Annotated in this window: 7 protein-coding genes and 1 pseudogene; 3 read left to right on the top strand and 5 right to left on the bottom strand. The window is 53.5% G+C overall.

Annotated features, from left to right (window positions below):
- Positions 1–851: 851 nt before the first annotated feature.
- The 3 genes from HNH97_RS16675 to HNH97_RS16665 form a co-directional block, all read right to left on the bottom strand.
- Positions 852–1670, bottom strand: a complete 819-nt coding sequence (locus tag HNH97_RS16675) for a replication initiator protein A (RefSeq protein ID WP_010511482.1) — start codon at positions 1668–1670, stop codon at positions 852–854.
- 90 nt (positions 1671–1760) lie between these two features.
- Entirely contained in the window at positions 1761–2642 is an 882-nt protein-coding gene (locus tag HNH97_RS16670) for a ParB/RepB/Spo0J family partition protein (protein ID WP_010511481.1), read from the bottom strand.
- Positions 2642–3664, bottom strand: a complete 1023-nt coding sequence (locus tag HNH97_RS16665; RefSeq protein ID WP_014106763.1) for a ParA family protein — start codon at positions 3662–3664, stop codon at positions 2642–2644. Before HNH97_RS16665 ends, HNH97_RS16670 begins: the two co-directional genes overlap by 1 nt.
- Before the next feature lie 185 nt (positions 3665–3849).
- Here HNH97_RS16665 and HNH97_RS16660 point away from each other — a divergent pair, with 185 nt between their 5' ends.
- Entirely contained in the window at positions 3850–5193 is a 1344-nt protein-coding gene (locus tag HNH97_RS16660; RefSeq protein ID WP_171791633.1) for an IS1182 family transposase, read from the top strand.
- A gap of 1014 nt (positions 5194–6207) precedes the next feature.
- On the opposite strand, the gene HNH97_RS16655 is transcribed toward HNH97_RS16660, so the two are convergent.
- Positions 6208–6714, bottom strand: coding sequence for a VOC family protein (locus HNH97_RS16655; protein WP_233045858.1), 507 nt, complete (start codon positions 6712–6714; stop codon positions 6208–6210).
- Between the two features lie 69 nt (positions 6715–6783).
- On the opposite strand from HNH97_RS16655, the gene HNH97_RS16650 reads away from it, so the two are divergent.
- Complete coding sequence (locus HNH97_RS16650; RefSeq protein WP_014106963.1) at positions 6784–7503, top strand: helix-turn-helix transcriptional regulator; 720 nt, start codon at positions 6784–6786, stop codon at positions 7501–7503.
- Positions 7504–7725: 222 nt separating this feature from the next.
- Here the strand turns inward: HNH97_RS16650 and HNH97_RS16645 are convergent, their stop codons facing one another.
- Positions 7726–8640, bottom strand: a complete 915-nt coding sequence (locus HNH97_RS16645; RefSeq protein WP_014106962.1) for a helix-turn-helix domain-containing protein — start codon at positions 8638–8640, stop codon at positions 7726–7728.
- Between the two features lie 141 nt (positions 8641–8781).
- Here HNH97_RS16645 and HNH97_RS16640 point away from each other — a divergent pair.
- A pseudogene (locus HNH97_RS16640) lies at positions 8782–9204 on the top strand (SDR family oxidoreductase); the annotation flags it as partial.
- Positions 9205–9290 lie beyond the last annotated feature (86 nt).

The following is a 9290-nucleotide window of genomic DNA, read 5'->3' as shown; positions in this document are numbered from 1 at the left end:
GCCCATGTCTCGTCCGTAAAGGTGCCTGTTCTGTCTCCTTCTTCCATCCCTACAATATGGGAAGAAATTCAAGATCTAACAGGCCCTAATTCAACGTCGAATAAGCTGCTTCTTCAAGGGGGAGGGAAAGCTGCTGCTTACATACCGAAAGATAATGCGTCTTAGCGCGAACTGAAGATGGAATGCAAGGAACGCAGACTTATCCCCAACGGTCGAGTTAGAAGGTTATTTTTAAACTGTTAAAAAGTTAAAGGATGAAAAGCGCGTTTAATATCATTTGGTTAGGCGCTATTTCTGTGCGTGATGTTCCGATAAGGCGTGCGCGATATTCCGAAAGAAAACGTGCGCGATATTCCGTTGGGATGTGCGCGATGTTCCGATAAGACGTGCGTGATATTCCGAACGAGAATCGCGTTGCTGTGAATAATGGGAGTAATCATCGTCGACAGGGCAGAAGGCATACCTTGCGACCGTCAAGAACAACTGCAACAGGCCTCCAATTTTTGGGAATGGATATAAGAAAGAGAAAATTTCGGAATATCGCGCACATTAACGATCTTCACCTTGCTAATTCGGTTATCAAGTTCACGCCGATAGTTGCCCAAGGTGTTGATGAGGCGCAGTCTCTGCCAAAACGCCATGAATTCGGAACATCGCGCACGTTTAAGGTAGGTCTCTGGCGTTCGGACGTCCGTGCGTTTGATTCCTTAGGCGATGACAAGTTATGGCATCCGATAACTAGCAGGCTTGATATCTTGGGTATTTTGCGCTTCACAGCCGCCCAGGAAAACAAACGCGACAGCGTCTCATGGTTCGGAACATCGCGCACATGTCCTGCTCATATTTTATCGCTAAGATTGTGATTCTCGATGTTCAAAAATCACTACGGGACGCCCTCCCCTTGGACCTACTTCGAGGGATAGCTGATAATCGGGGATAACGTCATCGCCTATAATTTTGAGAAGATCTCTTTTGAAAAATCGTAATTCGCGTGTAGTACCGATTTTCTTGGCGAGTTTATCTAGACTAATTTTCCATATTTCTTGGTTACCAAGATGCTTTCGTCCGATCTCATAAATACGGCGACCCAACCCACTATCGAGACTAAAATAAGTGGGGTTAATTGTCAGCACCCTGCGTTCCTTGACGAGGGCACGAAACATCCAGTCATTGAGCGTAATTTCAATGGCTGCCATAATTTTACGTCCAGTCGATGTTTTCCGCTCGACTACGCGCCATGTCTCTATCCAGCCAAACCCGCGCCGGTCGCGTTCGTCTGCAGATTCGATTGTTGTCATGATGTTCGTAGATCTCAGACGATGAAGCGCATCGAGCAAAAGGTCGTAGCTGCGCTTACCTGTTCCTCGACCGGTGACGCGCAGGAGATCATGCGCAGCGAAGCGGACTGTATGGTCGACAGTCATCCCTCGCTCAATGCGTTCATTGATAAGAGAGACGACATAAAGAAGTATGTCTTTATCCCAAATCGTCGCAAGCCCTTTTGGGCCAGGTTCTATGGTAATTTGTATTTTCCCGTCGTCATATACCAGAGGCTCCATGCGCGGTTGCTTCTGGATGCTGAAGAACGGATATTCCATAAGGGCTCTGTCATCCTTTAACGGAGCCCCTATTAGGGAGTCGACAAACAGGTCAGCTTCGTTGCTAGCCATTATCTACCCCAGCCCTGCCTTTTGTGCGCGATGTTCCGAATGCAAACAAACCGGTTAATACAACCAGGGTCAATGATTCTCTCGTCAGTGTTACGTATTTTCGTCACCGAGCACCTGATCAATCTCGGCCCGGAGCCTTCGCAAGCGTTCACGGTCTTCCGAATTAAGCGGGAGTTGTTGGGCACGGACTTCACTTAGACGCTGGGCCATCCTGTCTACGGATGTAAACGTAAATCCGGAAGGTTTGCGGGTCGGTGCGGATTCCGGCCGTTCGAGGTCAGCTCGACCCAGTCGAATAGCTTTTACTGTGAGTTGTCCGGTTCTGGCTTGTTCAATGAGTTCTTGTTGTCTCACAGGATCCGGGACTCTTGCGAGTTCCACAAGGGTATTTCGTGCCACACCTCGCTCTGACGTCAACTCTTCAAGGATATCGGTTGGGAGCGTCAGGATTTTCAGGATAGAGCTAATTTCGCCGCGACTTTTTCCAAGAACTTCACCTGCCTGGCTCTGGTTCCAGCCTCTTTTTTCAATCAGTCGTTGGATGCCGGTTGCTTCTTCCAGAGGGTTTAGGTCCACTCTCTGAAGGTTCTCAATGAGCGCTGCGACTTCAGCATCACCGTCGTGTTCAATTGCAAGCATGCTGGACCAGCCAGCATGTTGCGCGGCTCGCCAACGGCGTTCGCCCGCGACTATGACCCACCGTTTGTCGGATTGTGAGTTCGTGACACGACGTACGAGAATGGGCTGAAGCTGTCCTTCAGCGACCATTGTTTCTGCCAGTGCTGCGATACTCTCGTCGTCAAAACTTTTTCGTGGTTGGTCCGGATCTGGCGCTACTTCTGTCAAAGGAATTTCGAATGTATGTCGAAATTTGCCGTCCTGGCGAACAAAACTGTTGCTGGCGTCGTCAATGAGCCCAGCGGCTACGCCAAGAATAGGAGATGGGGCTTTTGTTTTGCGTCGGGTTGCCATCACGCATTACCTTCAGGCTGTTCGATATCTGCAAGCGGAAAATCTGTCTTCGTTTGGAGTGCTTGTGCCAGCCGAAGGTACGGTGCCGTTGCGGCCGCTGAAGAAGAGGACTCCAACGCAATCCTGCCTGCGCGTGCAGCATGACCGTACACAGCGCTTGAAGGCACGGGTTCCAGAACTGGGGCGCGATCTTTCATCATGGAACATAAGTGTTGAAGGACTTCACGGTCCACAGATTTGCGTGCGTTATATTGCGTCGGTAAAATACCAAGAAGTCGAAGTCCTGGATTCAGACGACGCTGGATCTTGCCAATTGTGCCGATAATCAGGCCAACGCCCATTGTGTCGTAAGGCTCGGTTCTCACAGGGACAATTGCGTCATCGGCAGCAGCAAGGCTCATCCATGTAAGCATGCCGAGATTGGGAGGTGCATCGATCACGATCCAGTCGTAGTCCTCACGGACAGGATCAATGGCTTCCCGTAGCGCGGCGTCAAAACCGGGCTCTCTCCGGCCGTCCGTTTCAGCTAGGTCAATATGGCTGGCGATGAAATCGAAGGGCAGTTCGCGTCCGTCTGGTAGCGTGCCTGCCGCAACCACGATTTCAGAGAGAGGTTTCCCACCGAGAATGAGGTGGGCTGTCGTTTTGCCCTGATGATAAAGTTCAACACTGGCGCCAGCGAGTATTCCGGCTGTAGCTGTTGCTTGGGGATCCATATCAATGAGAAGAACGCGTCCTCCCAGTGATGACAACGCGTATGCAAGATTGAGCGAAGACGTTGTTTTCCCAACGCCGCCTTTTTGGTTTGCCAGCACAAGTATTCTTGCAGAATCTTGAACTGCGCCAGCCATATTACGTATCACCTCGGCGACATCATCCGGGATCGGTTCTTTATCGTTTTCCCAGCGGCTAATCTTGGGTTTATCATAGCTTCGGCCGAGTCTGCGGTTGAGTTCATCTTTGATGTCGGCCTGACTTAATCGCAAAGTCAGTCGGCTATTTCGAAATGTTTGACCGTTCATTATGGCTTCCCCAGACAGACTTTTGATGCGTAAAATAGCATCAACATCAACGATGATGGTTGATGTTGATTGTTATCAGTCTTTCTTGTCAAGGAAAAAATCGACGACATATGGGCTGATATGAAGCCCTAACAGCCTGTCGTGTTGGGGTACCCTATGAAGGGGAGAGGTTGTAAGGTGGTGTGATGAGCAGCTTCATCCCGTTTGACCGGTCTCAGCCGTATCTTCTGCCTCCTGATCTGAAGTTGTGGCTTCCGGCTGATGATATGGCGCATTTCGTTGTAGTTGCCGTTGAACGGGTTCCGATGAATGCGTTTTCCGTGCCAGTACGCACGGGTGGCAAGGCACAGTACCATCCGCGCCTGATGCTGGCCCTTCTGATCTTCAGCTATGCGAACAGGCTGTTTTCCTCACGCCGGATCGAGCGGGCGACATATCGCGACATAGGGGTGCGTTTCGTGGCGGCGAACCTGCATCCGGATCATGATACGATTGCGACCTTCCGCCGGACGAACCGGACAGCCATTGAAGCTACATTTGCGCAGGTCCTGCTTCTGGCGCGCGAGACGGGTCTGCTGCGTCTGGGTGTAGTATCGATCGACGGCACGAAAATCGATGCCGACGCTTCGAAATACCGTTCGGTGCGCTACGACCGGATCAGGGCGCTGCGCGAACAACTGGCTTTGGATATTGCGAAACTGATGGACCAGGCGGAGTACGCAGATGTCACAGACAGCGATCCGCAGGCATTGCCGGAAGAGCTTGCCCGACGGGAAACACTGAAAGCGAAGCTGGACGAAGCCTGCGCCCGGCTGGAAGCTGATGCCAGGAAGCAGGCTGAAACGGCGCGTCCGGCCTACGAGAAGAAGAAAGCCGCTTATGATGCGAAAACAGGGCGTCGTGGCCGGGCGCCGAAACCGCCTGATGAGGAACCGCCACCCGACCGGCAGATCAGCCTGACTGATCCCGACAGCCGCCTCATGCGGCGCTCGGACGCCCATGAATTCCGGCAGGCTTACAATGCCCAGGCCGTGGTTTGCGCCGAAGGCAGCCAGTTGATCGTGACAACCGGCGTTGTCGCCACGTCAGCGGACGCGCCATCCTTTGCCGACACGGTACTGTCGATGGAAGACACAATCGGTCTCCCGGAGAAGGTGCTTGCCGACACCGGTTACGCCAGCGGACAGGCGGTCCGGAAACTGCGGGAAAAGGGCATTGATCCGCTGGTCGCCATTGGGCGGCCCTGTGCCCGCAGGGCTTACGACTTCCGGCCCCGGCCCGAAGGAAGGGAGCCACGCCGGATAACCGAACCCTGGCGGCTCGCCATGAAGGACAGGTTGGAAACCACAGAAGCCGGAGATCTTTACAGACGACGCAAGCAGACCGTGGAGCCGGTCTTCGGAATTATCAAAAGCATCATGGGCTTCAGAAGATTCAGCCTGCGTGGCCTTGCAAAAGTCACAACTGAATGGACACTCGTCGCTCTCGCATACAACTGCAAGAGAATGGCACGGCTTCAAACAGCATAAGTCAGGTTACCCTCGGCTTTATGATCCTCCCAAAGGCCAACCCGACAGGCTGCTAAATTGGTCTTCGAAAGATACGATCAATGTGTGCCTGCTTCTCGTCGAAGATCTAATCCGGCCCAGGTGCGGCATGTTAGGACCGTATTATAGATTACTTGTGTCTTGAATGAGGCTTTGTCAAAGCGGACAAATCATTAAAACGAGGCATAAATCAGCTGAGGAGATAGCGATCAGAGATATAATGGAGGATGATATTTTGCTGTGCGGCGTGTTACGATAGTCTTCTGGTTCTAGTTCATCCTTATGCTCAATGTTCGGACGTCAGAACATTCTCAGACGGAATTTGTAAGGTCCTTCTCGGATGGGAGGAATACATTCCATCGCAAAATGCGCAAACTTCAGGGCATCGGAGCATATGCTGATGTTCGGACGTCAGAACATCAGAGGGCGCGTACCGGATTTTTATGAGCAGTGGTTCTGGACCTCGTTGGGCACCGAGATCGTGGTCGCCTCCTTGATTGCACTCCCACCAAGTTCAGGAAACCTATCGAACATGCATTCACCCTGACTGGGGACTTGGATAATGCATCGTTTTTCCTCATCGTCCACTGCGAGCGATCGCAAGGTGTGCGATGTCGATGAGGGGGCAGCAACCAATTCCGCTGCCTTCATGTGGCCGGCGTTTCATCCGAAAGATCGTCATGGAACGTACTCGCTGCAGTGAGACGTTCGCTGGACATGGTAAGACTGAGCATTGCCGCACCTTGGCGGCTCTAGCCTATGACAGCAAGACGGATCGCAGCATCGGGATAGACCAGGACGCTGCCATCGCGCTCATCCTCGAATGGTCAGGAGGCCGACCTGTTAATCACGTGGAGATGACGATACGGTACAAGCGGACCATCGACGTTCTTTTTCAAGGCATGAAAGAAGTGAGAGATAGGTCACGCTGCTACATATGCCGTTTTGCTTTGAACCAGGACGACGTACATCTGTCACGAGACCGAGACACCGGGCCTAAATGACCGGTTTCTTCAGGTTAGTTCCTAGAACCAGGTCGTTCGCCTCCCCCCCGCTTTCCTGTATGTTGTCTATAGAAATAACAGACCGGTTGGCTACCCGTTGTCGCCGGGTTCCGAAACGGGCGCGGGCGGCTTTGGTTAACGGCGTAAACAGGCTGATGATCGTGCCCTCGGGATCGCGGAACTGGGCCGTGCGGTTGCCCCATGGCAGCAGCTTTGGCTCAATCACAACGTCCACTTTGTTTTTCAGGCGTGCGAATACGGCATCCACGTCATCAACCCTGAATTCCAGAATTGCGGTGCGGTTTGCCCCCGGTTCGGCAGTTCCTTCCCTGAACAGGGCGACCGTCTCGGCGCTACCGATCGCGAGTGTCGCGCCAGGGGTGACGATTTCGGCAAACTGGGGTGCAAGCCATTCGGCAGGCTGTTCGGTCACCAATTCATAAAATGCAACCATGGTGTTGATGTCAGCGGCAATCAGGCGGGTAGAGGCAAACTTCATCGAGCGATTCCTGCATAAGGTTGTGTTCGCCGTCTTTTGGCACAATCATGCTGACAGCATCCTGTCAGCATGATTGCAAAACCCTTGCGTAGTACCGACCGCCTTTTTCAGATTATCCAAATCCTGCGCCGGTCGTCGCGCCCCATCACGGCGCAGGCGCTGGCTGGGGAATTGGAGGTCTCCACGCGCACGATCTACCGCGATATCGCGCATCTGATGGGGCAGCGCGTGCCCGTTTCAGGTGAGGCTGGCGTTGGTTACGTGCTCGGCTCCGGATACGACATGCCGCCGCTTGCGCTGACCCCGGTGGAAATTGAGGCGATTGTTCTGGGCGCGCAGTGGGTGGCAGCCCATGGCGATGAAATGCTTGCATGTACGGCATTGGACGTTCTTGCTAAGATTGCGGCAGTTGTGCCCGAGCGCCTGCAGCCATTTATCATTGCGCCGAGCACTGCGGCGAAGCTGCCTCTTGATGCGTCCAAGGATACGGTGGACGCGGCGGACTTTCGATCTGCAATACGTAAAGAAATGAAATTGCGCCTGCATTATTGCGATCAACGGGGTACGCTAACCGAGCGTACGGTATGGCCAGTGGTTCTTGGCTATTCGGATACCACGCGCGTACTGATCGCTTGGTGCGAACTGCGACAGGACTTCCGTCATTTTCGTACGGACCGGATAACCGCGGTAGAAAAGCTGGATGAGCGGACAGGTGAACCATACCACCGCCTGCTTCGCCGCTGGGAGATATGGCGTGCATCGGAACTGGCTCAGCTCAAGGCCCATTAATTCGTTGAACAGCGCTAGATGTCGTGATCCGCAACGGTTTTTGATGCGAAGATACCAAGAAAGCGTGTGGCCAGCATCCCGCCGAAGAAGAGTCGGAAATCAAGCCTGAAAGTTACGCATTGAGAAAAACAGCGTCTAAAGGCGGCCTTTTAGGTCTGCCTTAACCGCTATCTGGTCAATGAATTTGAAGCAGGGAGGTAGTAGCCGCCTTATCCGTCTCCATCATAGCTTCCTGTAGTCGCGTGGGCTGATGCCGGTTTCCCTGCGAAACATCTGTGCAAAATGGCTCGCACTCTCATAGCCACTGGTCAGGGCGATCTCGATGATGGACCTGTTGGTCTGTGACAGAAGGTCCTTCGCATGTTCCACACGCCGCCGGATAAACCAGCGTGATGGGCTTTGCCCCATGGTGTTGTGAAATGACCGGCTGAAATGAAACCGGCTCATCCCGCATAACCCGGCCAGAAGATCGAGATCGAACGGTTCGGCGAGATGGGCCTCCATATGATCCAGCGCCTTGCGCAGCTTCCACGCTAGCAGTTGTGCAGGTCTGGGCGTGGGCGAAGGCTGTGTCCGGGCATAATGACGCAGAAGATGGACGGTCAGGCTTTCCAGAAGGCCATTTACAAATAGAGAACTGGCCGAATGAGTCGCCTGGATCTCGGCCGCCAGGCCTGTCAGAACGCCAGATATGAATGCGTCCTGACCACCGGAAATGTCGCGCATGGAAAGCCGTGATGGATTAAGTCCCAACGATCGGGCGGCCCGGTTCACCAGAGTAAGCCCCAGATAAAGATGCAGGACTTCAAACGGACGGTCCGGATCAGCCTGCCAGCGCATGAGGTAAGGCGCATCGGTCTGTGTCAGGAAAAATGATCCGGACCCGGCCTCACTTTTCGTCCATTCACCTGTCAGTTCGCGTTCCTCGATCTGCGCTTCTCCCGAGATGATCCAGACCAGCAAGGGTTCGGCCACGGCCGGGACCAGCACTTCATCTTCCTGTTGCGGTCGGCGGAATATCTGTGCCTCGGCCTCTTTCCATGCGTCCCCGTGGCTTTGCGCGATCTTCCGGCCCGGAATGCGGTCATTGAGGGCATAACTGGCGGCATGCAGCGAAGAACGATGCGGGTACGGCATCCGGTTTACCTTTCAGACGTGCCGTGAATTGTCCAGTCCAACTCACAAAAACGCAAAATCACAATGATTTTGGCAAGAGGACGACAGAAACCATTTTCATTGGTCTTTACCTGTTTTCTCGATCTTTTTTAAATGGAATAGGTGGAGATTATCATGAGCATCAGAGGTAAAGTCGCCCTTGTTACCGGCGCCTCCAGCGGGATAGGGGCTGCAACAGCACGCAAACTTGCGACAGAGGGTGCAATAGTCGGTCTGGCAGCACGGCGCAAGGACCGTCTGGACACGCTGGCGGCGGAAATCACCGGGGCAGGGGGTAAAGCCGTTGCCCTTTCGACCGATGTTACGGATCTGACCTCATGCAAGGCTGCGGCAGATGCCCTCATTGCCCAATTTGGCAGGATTGATGTGCTGGTCAACAATGCGGGCCTGATGCCCCTGTCCAACATTGACAGCCTGAAAGTGGACGAATGGCAGCGAATGGTGGACGTAAACGTGTCCGGTGTCCTCAATGCGACGGCGGCAGTTCTTCCACGGATGATTGCACAGCATTCGGGCCAGATCTGGAGGGATCGAAGAACCCCTGATTGATGTGCTTGGCCGGTAATTTCTGGGTTTTGGCGATTTGATTGACGGTTTTTGCGATGGCCTCC

The sequence above is a fragment of the Gluconacetobacter entanii genome (genome assembly GCF_013155425.1).
Lineage (GTDB): Bacteria > Pseudomonadota > Alphaproteobacteria > Acetobacterales > Acetobacteraceae > Novacetimonas > Novacetimonas entanii.
Note: the sequence above shows the minus strand (reverse complement) of the source record. Positions and strands in the feature narration are given on the sequence as shown.